Here is a 14,304-nt window from a genome sequence, read left to right as displayed (position 1 = left end):
TGGCCCCATGCTATTGCTTATCTCTGTAAAGTCTTGAAATGTATGGGGATTGGACAGGACGAGTTTTTCACAAAGGGTTGACCTGTTGATCACAGATTGCTGCCTAAGGTTGTAGGCATCAGCAACTGGAGGTCTGCAAGATGTCTGCCCCGATCAAACTCGAATTTTCCGACAAGTACGACGACGAGCACGCTCACGAATATTTGCTCAAGCATCAGGACAAGCTGGCTCGCCGGTTATCCCACAAGCGCGACGAGCAATTGGCCCGTGGTGCGCTGGCGATGGCGGGCGAGCCCGGCCTGGTGCTGGACTTGCCGTGCGGAGCCGGGCGTTTCTGGCCGCTTCTGGCCGAAAAACCCAACCGTGTGATTATCGGTGCCGATAACTCTGCATCCATGTTGAAGGTGGCGACGGTCGCCCAGCCCGCCGACGTGGTGAAACGGGTACGACCCTTGCAGACATCTGCGTTTGATATCGAGCTGCCGGACAACTCGGTCGACAGCATTTTTTGTATGCGCCTATTGCACCATATTGGTGACCCGGCGCACCGGCTGGCGCTATTGCGGGAGTTTCAGCGTGTCACCCGGGACAGCGTGATCATATCGCTGTGGGTTGACGGCAATTTCAAGGCCTGGAAACGCAAGCGTCTCGAAGGGCAGCGTCGCAAGAAAGGTGAGCAGGAAGGTTACCAAAACAGATTTGTGTTACCGGCTGCTACTGTCGAAGCGGAATTCGAGGAAGCCGGTTTTCGTGTTCAGGAGTCCCTGGACTTCATACCGTTGTACGCCATGTGGCGGGTGTACGTATTACGCAAGAGGTAACAGGATGGCAGTTGAGTGCGTAGCAGGCAGTCACGTAGCTCCCGAAGAGAGATTCGATTATTTCTGGCGCCAGCAAGGCGAGTGGGTTGAAGAGCCCAACCGCCGCCGCGGTGGTGAAAGCGGTGTGCAGCGCGTGATGAGCGCCAATGGACGCTTGCTCTACAGCAAGCGCCAGACCGGGCATATCTACCGCAGTTGGCTGCACCCTTTGGGCCGTCCCACCGTGCTGCGCGAGCGGGACGCCATCAAAGGCCTGCGCCTGTTGGAAGTGCGTGTCCCGGAGATGGTGTTTTGCGAAGCGCGCCGCGACCCGGAGCACCGCTGGCAGGCACTGCTGGTGACGGCGGCCCTCGACGGTTTCGATGAAATTGAAAACTGGTACGCCGCCGGTGGCCGTGAGCGCTACGGTGAGGGGGTTCATGAGCGTGTGCTCAAGGAATTGGCCGGCACTCTGGCGCGCATGCACAAAGGCCGCTGGCAGCATGGCTGCCTGTACATCAAGCATATTTTCGTACGGGTGACGGGCGAAGGTGACTCGGCCAACGTTCAAGTCGCGCTGCTGGATTTCGAGAAATGCCGCCAGCGTCTGACCGCTTATCGGGCAGCCTCCCATGACATGCTGCAATTGCGCCGCCATTCGTCGTGGAGCGATACCGACTGGAAAAAACTCAGCTACTTTTACGAGACGGCGTTTGGCAGCGCTATCAAGGGTTTAAGCAGATGAAGCTAGAAATGGCACGAGGTTTGTTTCTGGTCGGGGCGCTGGGCGTTGCAGCCTTGGCGCTGGCGGCGTGGGAACAGCCTCGCACACAGGTGCTCAGTGCAACGCGCAGTGGCGAGCAATGCCCGCTGCCGCGCGTTGCCAAGGCAAGTGTGGCGGTCAAGCCTGATCATGACCTGTTGCTGTTCATGTTCGGCATGTCCCAAGGCATGAGGCCGCAGAGTTGAAACGATTCAAACCCCCAGGAAAGGGCCTTGCGATGCGAGGCCCTTTTTTTCTGCGCGGGGTTCAGACCAGGTGCAGATGGTTATCCCAGAGCCCTGCCGGCAACTCCAGCGGTTTGGCTACCAGCTGTTTCTGGCGGCAATCGTAGAAGCGGCAACGGCCCTGGCCCGATGTCACCACAAACCCATCGTCCACTGCACCCACGCCGGCGCAGTCGGGTAAGGGCGCATCCAGGCGTAGCGCGCCGCTGTCCATGTCCCAGATGAAGAAGCGGTTGCCCCTTGGCGCGGTCAACGCCACCAGGCGCAGTTCGCTGTGCACCGCGACGCTGGCGGTGTAGTGCCCCATGGCCTGCAATTGTTCATCGGCCACCGGGAAGGCCGCGAAAGCCTGGCCCGGCCGCTTGATCGCCAGCAACTCGGAGCGCTCCTGTGACGGCCCCATGAACTGTTGCCCGGTGAGGATGGTGCCATCGCTGGCGATCCCCATATGGCGCACGCTGTTCATCTGCTGGCCCAGGGTTTCCTTGCTGATCAGGCTGCCATCGCGGTGCATCAACACCAGGCTCGGTTCCATGGCGTCGAGGTTCATTTCCACGCGGCTTTCGGCTTCGGTACGTATGCCGCCGTTGGCCACCACCAGGGTTTCGCCATCGGGCATCCACGACACCTGATGCGGGCCGATACCGTGGGTGGAGATTTCGCCGCTGTGCACCAGCCGCTCGCCTTCGAACTTGTATACGCCGAGCAGGCCACGGCCGGGGTCGGAGGTGTCGTTTTCGGTGGCGTACAGCCAGTCGCCGCTCTTGTGGATAACCGCGTGGCCGTAAAAGTGGCGATTGGCGTTGGAGGTGATGGTTTGCAGCAGCGCGCCATTGCGCAGGTCGACCAGGTAACTCTCGGTGCCCGGGCGACGGGCCACAAACAGCGCTATCGGCAGCGTCGGGTGGTTGATGATGTCGTGGCAGCGCTGGCCAACCTGAGTGGCAAACACCTGCTTGCCGTCCAGGCGATACCCCACCGCGTAGTGCTTGCCGTCGGCATCATCGCGCGCCGACAGCAACAGCGGGCCTGTGGACTTGCCTTTGAACAGCGTCCAGCCACCCAAGGTGAGCGCGCTGAGCAGCACGCTGCCAACGGCCAAAACCTGTCGCCTGAGCATCATCAGTCACCGTCGTTGGCGTTAAAGCCCAGTTGGATGCCCAGCGCCTTGGCCAGCTCGCCTTCGTGCAGGCGGTGGACAACGTTGAGGCTGTCGTAGAGGTCGTTGAGCTGCTGGCGTCCGGCGTCGTCGGCCAGCAGTTCATTGAGGGTGCGCTGGTTGCTGGCGAACAGTTTCAGGGACGCAGCATAGGCGGCGTCGATCTTGTCGGCCAACGGCTTCTGCTCGGACGGCAACAGGCCACGCAGGCCTTTGTTGTCGACGCCGACCCACACGGTCTGGGCCGCGGCGAGGCTGGCCTCGAGACTTTGCAGTGATGACTGGCTGCGCCACGCGTCGGCCTGGAACGGCTGCGCAATGCCCTTGGTCTGGCGACCCATCGGCGTGCCGAGCTTTTTCTTCAGGGTGTCCAGGGCGGTCACCTGGACGCGCAGCAGATCGGCGATGGCTTCGTGGGAATCGGCGTAGCGCTGGTTCGGAAACTTGGTCATCTGCGCCAGCATGCCGTCGGTGCTGTTCCAGCTGGCCAGTATCTCCTCGGCCAAGGCTTTCTGGCGGTCACCGATGGCCACCAGCAGCGGGCAATAACGGGCTTTCTGGGCGTCGTCGGCGAGGTCGGTCTTGGCGTCGTAGAGAATGTACTCGTAGGCCGACAGGCCTTGCACCACCACGCTGGACTTGGCCAGGGCCGCGCCATCGATCTGTGGCTGGCTGGCAACCAGTTGCTCGACCTGGCGGCCGACCAGGTTCTTCTTGTCCGGCCAGAACTGCACCTGCCACGCGCGGTTGCCTTCAGCCAGCGGGCCGATCAACAGCGGTTGCAGTTCGGCCCAGGCTTTTTGCGCATGCAGGAAGTCGGCGCGGGCGGTGTCCAGGCTTTCCTTGCCCTGGCAATAGGCCAGGGCGCTGACGGCCAGTTGGCGGTCGGCTTCGACCCAACGGCTGTAGGTCGGCAGGATCACTTGCTTGGCGATGGCCGCCGAGGTCACCGCTTGCGGGTCTTGGGGCGAGCAGGCACCGAGGGCAAGGGCGGCAAGGCTGGTGAACAACAACTTGGGACGGAACATGTCGAGCTCCCTTCTGTAAGTGGGGCAAAGCTTATAGAGAATTCAGGAACGCCAGCAACGCAGCGCGCTGCTCGGCATTGAAGGACAGCACATGCTGCTGCGCCGCCTGTGCTTCACCGCCATGCCACAGCACGGCTTCGAGCAGGTTGCGGGCGCGGCCGTCATGCAAGAACTGGGTGTGGCCACTGACGGTCTGCGTCAGGCCGATGCCCCACAACGGCGGCGTGCGCCAGTCGCGGCCACCGGCCTTGAATTCGGTGCGGTTGTCGGCCAGGCCCGGGCCCATGTCGTGCAACAGCAGGTCGGTGTAGGGGCGGATCACCTGGTTGGCCAGTTCAGGTTCGGCGGCAGAGGCGGACGTGGTGAAAGAGGGTCTGTGGCAGCCCTGGCAGCCCGCTTGGTAGAACAGGTTCTTGCCGGCCAGCACCTGCGGCGAGTCAACGTCACGGCGCACCGGCACGGCGAGGTTGCGCGTGTAGAACAGCACCAGGCGCAGGATGTTGTCGCTGACTTCCGGCTCGCCCTGCGGACCATTGCCGTTAGGCGCCTGTTTGCAGGCGACTTGGGTGTCGGTGCAGTCATCAAATGGCCTCAGGGATGTGGTGAGGCCCATATCACCCGAAAACGCGTGAACATTTTGTTGATTGAGGTTTGGCTGGCCGGCTTTCCAGCCGAAACGCCCCAGCACGGTTTTCTGCTGGGCGTCATCCCACACTTGGTTGGCGCGGCCGACGATGGCGCCCTTGACGGCGGTCTTCGGGTCGGTGTTGCGCAGGATATCGGCGTCGCTGATGGCTTCGAGCAAACCCAGGCCGATCATTGGCGGGGCGATGCGTGCCGAGAAGCGCGTGTCCGGGTGCATCGGGCCGTAGCCGAGCTGGGTGATCTGCAGGTCCGGCTTGCGCAATTCGACGACCGTACCGTCCTTGAACGTGACGTTGACCGGTGTGTAGTCGACCCGCACCTTGCCTTCGGGCGCGACGCCGGGCACCGCCATGTCTTGCAGCTGCCCACCGTAAACGGGCTCGGGGACCACACCGATCTGTTCGATGAGTTTTACGTAAGGCGGCGCGTCTGGAATGGACAGGCGCACCAGCATCGACACTGCATTCGGCGCGTCGGCAAGCGGCGGATGACCACGACCGTCTTTTATATGGCAATTCTGGCAAGCGTTGGTATTGAACAGCGGGCCCAGGCCATCGCGCGCCGTGGTGGTGGATGGCGCGATCACCCAGGGGCTGCGAAAGAAGCTGTTGCCCACGCTGAAATCCAGGCGACGCGTGGGCGACAGGTTGGCCGAAGGCAGGGAAAACGCGTTCTGGTCGCGCTTGTTCACTGTTGCAGCACCGCCCGCTCGCGATTCACCGGGCTCGGCCTGGGTAAAGCGAGGCGCGTCATCGCAGGCAGCCAGGCTCAAGGCCAGCAGTGCTGCGTACAGGCGAAAAAGCGAACGGAACATCGAGTTTCCCGAGCGAAGACACAAAATGAGGGCGCAAAGTTTAACAGGGCGGGGCGCAATGAATAAGAGCAATTATCGTTTGGTCGAATCCGAGTCATTCCCGCTAGAATGACCGCACATTTTTCTCTGGAGGTGGCCATGCAGGCTCTCGACGCTTTGCTCAACCGTGTTTCCGTGCCGCGCTTGCTGGAACCGGCGCCGACCCAGGAGCAGCGCGACGTGCTGTTCGCCGCGGCCATGCGTGCGCCCGACCACGGGCAACTGCGCCCTTGGCGCTTCCTCACCGTTGAAGGCGCTGCCCGCGAGCAGATGGGTACATTGCTGGCCGAAGCGGCCCGCCTGCAGGATGCCGACGCACCGCAAGCGGCCATCGACAAGGCGCAGAACGGCCCGTTGCGCGCGCCGCTGGTGGTGGTGGTGATTGCCCGCCTGCAGGAGCACTTCAAGGTGCCGAAATCCGAGCAACTGCTGGCCGCCGCATGCGCGGCCCATGGCATCCTGTTGGCGGCTTATGCACAGGGGATTGGTGCGGTGTGGCGCACCGGCGAATTGTCCTACTCGGCCCACGTCGCCAAAGGCCTGGGGCTCGCGGCGGGCGAGGAAGTGATTGGCTTCCTCTACCTGGGCACGCCGCAGAACCCGCCGCGCACGGCGCCGAGGGAAGACCTGACGCCTTTTGTGCAAGCCTGGCCCGGCGTTTAAACCACCACAGTTCCTGTGGGGCTGGCTTGGCTGCGATAGTATCGACTCGGTTCCTCAGGGAAACCGAGTCGTCTGCATCGCGGGCAAGCCCGGCTCCCACAGGGGATCCCTGGTGTTCAAGGGATCGGTTTATACCTTGAACTGATCCATCAACTTCATCTGCTGGCTGGCCAATGCATTGAGTTGGCTGCTGATGGCCGCCGACTCGGTGGCTTGGCCGGTGAGGGTTTCGGTCACGGTGCGGATCGCCGAGACGTTGCGGTTGACCTCTTCGGCTACCGCGCTCTGTTGTTCGGCGGCGCTGGCGATCTGCAGGTTCATGTCGCTGATCACGGTGACCGCATCGCTGATCTTGCCCAGGGCCTGCACCGCTTGGTGGATCTGCCCGGCGTTGCTCTGGGCCTGGCTCTGGCTCGAATGCATGGTGGCCACCACGCCACGCGTGCCGCTCTGGATGCGTTCGATCACCTGGCGAATTTCCTCCACCGAATCCTGGGTGCGCTTGGCCAGGTTGCGCACTTCGTCGGCGACTACTGCAAACCCCCGCCCGCTTTCCCCGGCGCGTGCCGCTTCGATGGCGGCGTTGAGGGCCAGCAGGTTGGTCTGCTCGGCAATGCTGCGGATCACTTCCAGGACTGAGCCGATCTGCTCGCTGTTGACCGCCAGGGCTTCAACTTCGCCCACGGCCTTGCTGACTTCTTCGGCCAGGGTGGTGATATCGCGCGTGCTCTTCTCGATGATCGACATGCCTTCACGCGCCGATAGGTCAGCACCGCGGGCCGCGCTGGCAGCGTTGGAGGCGCTGTTCGCCACGTCGTGGGCGGTGGCGCTCATTTCATTGGAGGCGGTGGCCACCTGGTCGATTTCGCGGAACTGCACCTGCATGCCTTCGCTGGTCTGGCGCGCGATGGCCGATGACTGGTCAGCCGTGCCACGGGCTTCAGTGATGCTTTGCTTGATCTGCGCGATGGTCGGTTGCAGCTTGTCGAGGAAACGGTTGAACCAGTTGACCAGTTCGCCCAGTTCATCCTTTTTGGCGTAGGCCAGGCGCTGGGTAAGGTCGCCGTCGCCGCTGGCGATGTCCTTGAGCATGGCGGCCACGCTGTTGATCGGGCGGGTCACGCCGGTGGCGGTCAGCCAGATCAGCAACAAGCCAAGCAAGCCTGCGCCGGCGCCTACCAGCAAGGCCTTCAGGGTGCCGCTGGCCTGGGCTTGGTCGAGCAGGCCTTGCAGCTTCAAGGCATCGGCGAGCATCACGTGCTTGGGCAGTTTGATCACCACGCCCCAGGCTTTCGCGTCGGCGATGGGCTTGACCGAATAAACCGCACGGATCGTATCGCCCTGTTCACGGTTGACCTGAGCGTTACTGGCCAGCAGTTGCACGATTTCCTTGCCCTCGGCACCGAGGATGTCGATCAGGTTCTTGCCCACCTTGGCCGGCTCACCGCTGTAGGCGGCAATCAGGCCGGTGCTGGAAATGATCTCCAGGTGCGTGGCGCCGTCGAACAAGGTTTTTTGCGCGGCATCGGTGAGGGCTTGCAGGCTGTTCAGCGCAATATCGAGACCGACCACACCGATCACGTTACCGTCCACGATCAGCGGCAAGGAAATAGTCGTCATCAGTACCGGCGTGCCGCCCACCGTGTCTTCGTACGGGTCGAGCAAACAAACGTTGCGCGTGTCCCTTGGGCAGGTGTACCAGATGTTGTAGGGCGTACCGCTAAGGTTAAGGGTGGTCTTGGTCAGGTCTTCTTCGACCATGATGGTGTTCTCGCCTTGGCCGCCGGCGCGGCTCCAGTAGCTGGAGAAGCGGCCTGTTTCGTTGGACGCGCGGGCCTTGTCGTCGATGAATTCGCTGTCCTTGCCATCCAGGCCGTTGGGCTCGAATGACAGCCAGACGCCCAGCACTTTGCTGTTGCGTTCGAATGCGGTCTTCAGGCTCTGGTTGAGTTCTTCACGCAGGGCGCCCGGTTCCAGCGAGCGCTTGGCGGCCAGGTTGCGCAAATCCTTGATCTGATCGGCAAGGGCGGTCACCACCAGCAGGTTTTCGCCAAAGGTCTTCTGTAGCTGCACCGCTTGTTCGGCGGCTTTGGATTGCAGCAGGTTCTCCACACTGCTGGTGAGCATTCGCGAGCTTGAATCACTGATCAGATGGTCGTTCTGATTTGTTTCGTACAGGTTGATGCTGATGATCAACGCAATCACACCGAGCAGGCACAGCCCGGACAGCAGTACGATTTTCAGGCGGATGGAGAGGGTGTCGAACATGAGTTCACTCGCGAATGGACAGGTTGAGATGCAGGCAGAGCCAATTCCATTCGACGCCATACCTGAAACATCGGCGTCTCAAATCAATTCATGAGAGGCAGGCGATGAGCGGTAGGAAACGCCACACGCCACGTTATACGGGGACTGCGGGCCGTTCCGGACGTGACCAGATCCACAGGTTGCCCAGGCTCATGCCGGCAATCGCCAGGTAGATCGGCCAGCCGTGGTCGAGCATCACCAGCATCAGGATGGCGCATAGCAGCATGCTCAGCGTGGCGCTGACCTTGGCCCTGCGGGCGATGATCCTGCCATTGCGCCAGTTGAACAGGATCGGCCCGAACAACCGGTGGTTTTCCAGCCAGGCGCTCAGACGTGGCGAGCTTTTAGTGGCGGCCCAGGCAGCCAGCAGGATGAACTCGGTGGTGGGCAAACCCGGTATGACAATCGCCACCAGCCCGATGCCCAGGCTGACGTAGGCCAGCAGGCCGAAGAGCAGCTGCGCGATTTTCGAGGTGGGGTGGGGTTTGCCGGTCATAGATAGATAGGGGTATCACAGAGGGGAGCGGGCTTGCTCGCGAATACGGCTGTAGTGAGCGGGCTTGCCCCGCGCTGGGTGGCGAAGCCGCCCCAAACCACGCGACTCGGTTCTACTAGGAGGTCGGCGGTGTTTTCATTGGGGCGGCTTCGCCACCCAGCGCGGGGCAAGCCCGCTCACTACACGCCGCTATCGCAGGCAAGCCAGCTCTCACATGGGACTGCATTCCAATTCAGGTATCAGGCCAGTTCAGGCGCGCTAGCGTACGCCTGTCCAGCAATACGGTGAAGCGTACAAACGCGTCGATCGCGCCTTTTTCCGCTGCGGCTTCTTCTTCTGCGGTGAATTCCAGGGCGTCCAGCGTGCGGGTGAAGCGTTTCCAGCCTTCGGCGCGGCCACCCGCCGGCTCACCCAGGTGGCGGGCGCCGAAGGTTTCGCTCAGGCCCAGGCCCACGGCGCGCTTGATCAGGAACGCGGCGCCCAGTTTGGAACCTTCCGACACGAACAGCCAGCCCAGGGCTTCGGCCTTGCCTGGGTGTTTCACGGCGCCGGCGACCGGTGCCGGCACGTCGGTGTCCAGGTCGGCCAGGTCCAGCCTGGCGGCTTCGGCGCGGCAGCGCTCGGCCAGGTCCGGCACGATGTTGTTCAGCTCGGCGTCGTTGTACAGCGCTACCAGTTCTGACTGGAACAGGTACTGCGCCACGACGAAGCGCGCGAAGTTGGCCTGGGTTTCGAAGGGGGCGTGGGCTTTGACCAATGCGTCGAGTTTGGTGTGTGGCTCGTGGGTGATCTGGTTCAGGCGCTGGGAGCGTAGGCTTGCGCGTTCTGCGGCAGAGGAAGCGGTCATTGAAAAATTCCTTGGGAAGGGGGAGCGCCTGGCCCTGAAGAGCGCTGTTATCAACTAGACGAACAAGAAGGCGCGGCACAGTAAAAAATCTTCACCCCGTCGAGGAAATTTCGACGAGGTGAGTGGGGCGGGGTTAGATGTCCCAGATCACGTTGATCGCGAAGTTGCGACCCGGCTGGGTCAACCGGTCGAGGTTGGCCGGCGAGGTCACGCCGGCTTCGCCGACGCCGTCGTAGCTGCGCACGTCATCCCAGTTCCAGTACTTTTTGTCGGTCAGGTTGTAGAGGCCACCGTTGACGGTCACATCGTTGGTGACTTTGTAGAAGGCGGTCAGGTGGAGGACGCCGAAGCCCGGGGTCTTGAACGGGCCCGTGGCGCTGCCGTCAGGCGCGTGGAAGGTGGTGCTGTCGACGCGATTCTGTTTTTTCACCAGGGTCCAGCTCAGCAGGCCACCGTAGTTGTCCTGGTCGTAGCCCAGGCCGAATACGCCCTTGAGCGGGTTGACGCTGTTGAGCGCCTCGCCATTGTCGTCGTTGCGGCCATAGGTGTAGCCAATCGAACCCTGGCTGTACAGGCCTTGCGGCGCGCCGAACGCGTCGAGGTTCAGGCGCCCTTTGGCTTCGATCCCCTTGATGGTGGCGTGCCTGATATTGTTGGCTTCGAATTGCTGTGAGGTATCGCCGGCGACGGAGGCGTCCTCGTCGATGAAGTTGCGGTATTTGTTGTAGAACACGGCAATATCAAACGAACCGGAATCGAAGTTGCCGCGGATCCCGGTTTCCACGCCCTTGCTGCTTTCCGGCTTGAGGTCCGGGTTGGGTTCCACGGTGTAACCCTGCTGCAGGTTCTCAAAACGCCCGTACAAGGCTTTGGCGGAGGGGGTGCGGAAGCCTTCAGCGTACTGGCCAAACCAGGTGTAGTGATCGGTCAGCGCGTAGGTCAGGCCGAACTTGGGCGTCACACGGTGCCAGGTTTTTTCCTTGTCACTGTGGGCGTAGATCCGCGTCGGGTCGACGGTGTTGAGGAACTCTTCGGTCAATTTGGGCTTGAGTTGGGTGTAGTCGTAGCGCACGGCGGGCAGGAATGTCCATTTGCCCCAGGCGATCTGGTCCTGTGCGAACAGCGAATAAGTGTTGATGGTCGGATCCGGAAAGTCGCTGGCCTTGCGTACGCTGTCCCCGGCCGATGGACTGGGTGCGCCGATGGCGGTGCAACCACTGCCGACGGCCAGGCAAGTGGCCGCGCCTTCACGAGAGCCAGTGACTTTCTGCTGCTTGAGGGTGGTGCCGTAGGTCACCTGGTGATCGGTGTCGCCGAGGCTGAAGGCCTTGTCCAATTGCGCGTCGAAGACCCACTGCCTTTCTTGATACAAGGTCTCGCGGGTGCGCAACACGCGGCGACTTGGCTGATAGATTTCAGCCGTCGTCTGGTCGGTCTTGGCGATCTGATAATTGAGGCTGGTCTTGATGCGGTCGGCAATCGGCGACTCGAGGGCGAAGCTGTTTTCCAGGCCGAAGCGCTCACGGGTAAGGGTGTCATTGCCGGTGCGGGCGCGGTACCAGTTGGAGACGAAGGGGCCCGCGTTGAACGGCCCGCCCACGGCACTTTTCAGGTTGACGTCGCGATCATCCTTGTACTTCTCGTAGGTCAGGCCAAGGCGATTGTCGTCGCCGTATTTCCAGCCCAGCTTGGCCAGCACGTTGGTGGTGCGTGCCTCTTCCGGGTTGGCGCCGGTGCGCGCCAGGCCGGTGGCGTTGTTGCCGTCGTAGGACTCCATTTCGTGGCCATTGCGCTGGCTCAGGTGCAGCAAACCGTCGAAGTCCTGCACGCGACCGGCGACGGTGCCGGAGGTCAGCCAGCTCTCGTCGGCGGAGCTGTAGCCGGTTTTGAGACGGGCGCCGACGTCCTGGCCGGGCTTGATGATGTCATCCGGGTCGAGGGTGAAATAGCTGACGGCGCCGCCGATGGCGCTGCTGCCGTACAGCGCCGAGGCCGGGCCGCGCAGGATCTCCACGCGCTTGACGATTTCCGGGTCGACGTAGTTGCGACGGGTCTTGGCATAGGGGCCGTTGAAGAAGTTGTCCGGCACTTCCACGCCATCCACCTGGGTGAGGATGCGGTCGCCGTCGATGCCGCGAATGTTGTAGCCCGAATTGCTCGAGCGACCCCCGGCGCCGCCTACCGAGACGTTGGGTTCATAGCGCACCAGTTCACGAATGGTATTCACGTTCTGGCGGTCGAGCGCTTCGCGTTCCTGCACGCTGACGGTGCTCGGAACGCTGTCCACATCCTGTGCATTGCGGGTGGCGCTGATGGTCACCTGCTGCAGGTTGAGGGTGCTGCCCGCTGTGCGTTTTTCCAGGACGATGGTGTTGCTGCCCAGTTTGCGGTAGCTCAGGCTGGTCCCCACCAACAGCCGGTCCAGGGCTTTGTCCGGCGGCAGCGCGCCGCGTACGCCGGGCGACGACACACCCTGGCCCAGCTCTGCCGGCAGGCCGACTTGCCAGCCGGTTACCGTGGTAAAGGCATTGAGTGCCGAAACCAGCGGCTGCTGTTCGATGCTGAAGGTGTAATTGCCGTGGCTGCGTGGCGCAGGTTCGGCGGCGCTGGCGGTCATCACCGGCACGCCGGCCAGCAGGAGGGCGGCGGTCAGCAAGGACAGGGCAGGCGAAGAAGACCGGCGGATGAAACAAGAGGACATCGAGAGCGCTCCGGAGTACGAATCTTATAGTTGCGAACCGACCAAATAGGAATCAGTTGCATTGACTAAGACGAGACGTACCGTCGGGTGCTATCGAGTAAAAATAATTCTCATTTAGTTCAAGATGACCAGCGCCGGATATTCCGACAGCTTGGCCGAGGTGATGTGCGCCAGCGAGCGCACCACGTCCAGCGGTTGGTCGAGCCGATAATTGCCGGTCACAGCCACGCTGGCGAGCCTGTCGTTGGTGCTGACGATCCAGCCGGGGTAGTAGCGCCGCAACTCGGCGAGCACTTCGCCCATCGGGCAGTTTTCGAAGACCAGCCGGCCTTGTACCCAGGCCAGGTCTTTGTCGGCATCCAGCTTGGAGGGCTGGCCAAAGCCCTTGGGCCCGATGCGGATACTTTCACCCGCGCTCAGGCGCACGACGGCATCGTTGACGGTAGTGCTCAGGTCGACGTCGCCGCGCTGCACTTGCACTTGGGCTTCGCCATCGAGGTAGCGCACGGCGAAGGCGGTATCGCGCACACTGGCGCGCACCGGGCCGGCGTCGATTTCCAGAGGCAGGCCATGGCCCGGGGCTATTTCGAAAAACGCTTCGCCCTGGTAGAGGCGGGCGATGCGCTGGTGGTTCTGCACGGTGCTGGAGAACGCCGAATTGGTGTTGAGCAACACCTTGGAGCCATCGTCCAGTTGCAGGCGCTGGCGTTCGCCCACCACGGTGAGGTGGTCGGCTTGCAGGCGCACCGGCAGGTTGCTGAAGTTGAACAGACCGATCAGCAGCACGGCGGCCGTGGCCAGCGGTTTCCAATGCGGCTTGATCCGGCGCCAGGTGCTGGGCTTGCGCGGCGCCGCCAGGGCAATGGCGGCACTGTGCACCGGTGCGCCACCCCAGGCGGCCTGTGCCTTGGCGAACGCCTGGGCATGGGCCGGATCGCTGGTCAGCCAGGCTTCGAATTCGGCCTGTTGGCCGGGCTGCGCGCACTGCAAGGCGATCAGCCAATCGAGGGCCTGGTCCATAGCCGTGTCTTGCAACACCTCATGAGCCAACGCATGGGGGGGCAGTTTATTCGGGTCCGTCACGGTGTGCCTCGGGTCTTCGCCACGTTCTATTCATCTTTCCTACAGCTTGGGTCGACACTTCTGTCGGGGGGCAGCTTAAGGCTGATCCAGTCGCTCGGCCACACCTACACAGATGGCCATGATCAATTTCAGTTCCTTTTGCACGGTGCTCAAGGACACCGCCAACTGATCGGCAATCTCCTGGTAGCTGCAGCCGTGCAGGCGACTGAGGATGAAGATCTGCTGCTGACGCGGGCTCAACTGGCCGAGGCTGACGCTCAGGTGCTCCAGCAGTTGCTCGGCCTGGGTGGCATCTTCGGGCGTACTGATGGGAGCGGCGACACCTTGCAGGACGTCCAGCGGTACATCTTCCTGCAACGTACGGGCTTGGATCCTGCGCGCGCGCAGATGATCCAGCGCCAGGTTACGCGCGGTTTGATAGACAAAGGGTTCAAGGTGATCGATCGGCCGCTCGCTCAGGGCCCGGGTGACGCGCAGGTAGGTTTCCTGCAACAGGTCCTCAGCGGTGCTGTGGTTATTCACCATGCGCTGCAGGGTGCGAAGCAGAATCACCCGTTGGGTGAGAAAGACGTGGTTGAAGCGAGATTGGCTCACAGAGATACCAGACCGGTTTGCAGTTAATGATAATGCTTATCATCAACTGAAATGGCAAGTGGCACTTTGAGATGCAACCCGGCTATCGGTTGGAACCGAGCCTCTGTGGGAGCCGGGCTT

Annotated in this window: 12 protein-coding genes and 1 pseudogene; 4 read left to right on the top strand and 9 right to left on the bottom strand. The window is 62.2% G+C overall.

Annotated elements, in window-relative coordinates; genetic code table 11:
• Positions 1–140: 140 nt before the first annotated feature.
• Genes KVG91_RS07380 through KVG91_RS07370 form a run of 3 tightly spaced genes read left to right on the top strand, consistent with a single transcriptional unit; the run spans position 141 to position 1,769 of the window.
• The gene (locus tag KVG91_RS07380) at positions 141–821 is read left to right on the top strand and encodes a class I SAM-dependent methyltransferase (RefSeq protein WP_169378084.1); all 681 of its coding nucleotides are present in this window, start codon (positions 141–143) and stop codon (positions 819–821) included.
• Positions 822–825: 4 nt separating this feature from the next.
• Positions 826–1,545, top strand: coding sequence for a lipopolysaccharide kinase InaA family protein (locus KVG91_RS07375; protein WP_169378083.1), 720 nt, complete (start codon positions 826–828; stop codon positions 1,543–1,545).
• The gene (locus tag KVG91_RS07370; RefSeq protein WP_169378081.1) at positions 1,542–1,769 is read left to right on the top strand and encodes a hypothetical protein; all 228 of its coding nucleotides are present in this window, start codon (positions 1,542–1,544) and stop codon (positions 1,767–1,769) included. The genes KVG91_RS07375 and KVG91_RS07370 overlap by 4 nt, the downstream gene beginning before the upstream one ends.
• Positions 1,770–1,830: 61 nt before the next feature.
• Here the strand turns inward: KVG91_RS07370 and KVG91_RS07365 are convergent, their stop codons facing one another.
• From KVG91_RS07365 to KVG91_RS07355, 3 genes are read right to left on the bottom strand one after another with little or no spacing between them, the layout of a single operon-like run.
• Positions 1,831–2,928, bottom strand: coding sequence for a DUF1513 domain-containing protein (locus KVG91_RS07365; protein ID WP_169378087.1), 1,098 nt, complete (start codon positions 2,926–2,928; stop codon positions 1,831–1,833).
• A gap of 2 nt (positions 2,929–2,930) precedes the next feature.
• Positions 2,931–3,995 (bottom strand): imelysin family protein, encoded by a 1,065-nt coding sequence (locus tag KVG91_RS07360; RefSeq protein ID WP_169378080.1) that lies wholly within the window; start codon positions 3,993–3,995, stop codon positions 2,931–2,933.
• A gap of 31 nt (positions 3,996–4,026) precedes the next feature.
• Positions 4,027–5,454 (bottom strand): di-heme oxidoreductase family protein, encoded by a 1,428-nt coding sequence (locus KVG91_RS07355; RefSeq protein ID WP_169378079.1) that lies wholly within the window; start codon positions 5,452–5,454, stop codon positions 4,027–4,029.
• A 138-nt stretch (positions 5,455–5,592) separates the two neighbouring features.
• On the opposite strand from KVG91_RS07355, the gene KVG91_RS07350 reads away from it, so the two are divergent.
• Complete coding sequence (locus KVG91_RS07350) at positions 5,593–6,156, top strand: NAD(P)H nitroreductase (protein WP_169378077.1); 564 nt, start codon at positions 5,593–5,595, stop codon at positions 6,154–6,156.
• A 129-nt stretch (positions 6,157–6,285) separates the two neighbouring features.
• Here the strand turns inward: KVG91_RS07350 and KVG91_RS28210 are convergent, their stop codons facing one another.
• The 6 genes and pseudogenes from KVG91_RS28210 to KVG91_RS07320 form a co-directional block, all read right to left on the bottom strand.
• Entirely contained in the window at positions 6,286–8,424 is a 2,139-nt protein-coding gene (locus tag KVG91_RS28210) for a methyl-accepting chemotaxis protein (protein ID WP_169378075.1), read from the bottom strand.
• A gap of 133 nt (positions 8,425–8,557) precedes the next feature.
• A complete protein-coding gene (locus KVG91_RS07340) occupies positions 8,558–8,959 on the bottom strand; it encodes a YbaN family protein (protein ID WP_169378074.1) in 402 nt (133 codons plus the stop codon).
• 239 nt (positions 8,960–9,198) lie between these two features.
• Positions 9,199–9,806 (bottom strand): annotated as a pseudogene (locus KVG91_RS07335) (biliverdin-producing heme oxygenase).
• Between the two features lie 133 nt (positions 9,807–9,939).
• The gene (locus KVG91_RS07330; protein WP_169378070.1) at positions 9,940–12,507 is read right to left on the bottom strand and encodes a TonB-dependent receptor; all 2,568 of its coding nucleotides are present in this window, start codon (positions 12,505–12,507) and stop codon (positions 9,940–9,942) included.
• A gap of 114 nt (positions 12,508–12,621) precedes the next feature.
• Positions 12,622–13,590, bottom strand: a complete 969-nt coding sequence (locus KVG91_RS07325; protein ID WP_169378068.1) for a FecR family protein — start codon at positions 13,588–13,590, stop codon at positions 12,622–12,624.
• A 75-nt stretch (positions 13,591–13,665) separates the two neighbouring features.
• Positions 13,666–14,184, bottom strand: a complete 519-nt coding sequence (locus KVG91_RS07320) for an RNA polymerase sigma factor (protein WP_169378065.1) — start codon at positions 14,182–14,184, stop codon at positions 13,666–13,668.
• Positions 14,185–14,304 lie beyond the last annotated feature (120 nt).

The organism is Pseudomonas azadiae (assembly GCF_019145355.1).
GTDB lineage: Bacteria > Pseudomonadota > Gammaproteobacteria > Pseudomonadales > Pseudomonadaceae > Aquipseudomonas > Aquipseudomonas azadiae.
This window is presented reverse-complemented; position numbering and strand designations above follow the sequence as displayed.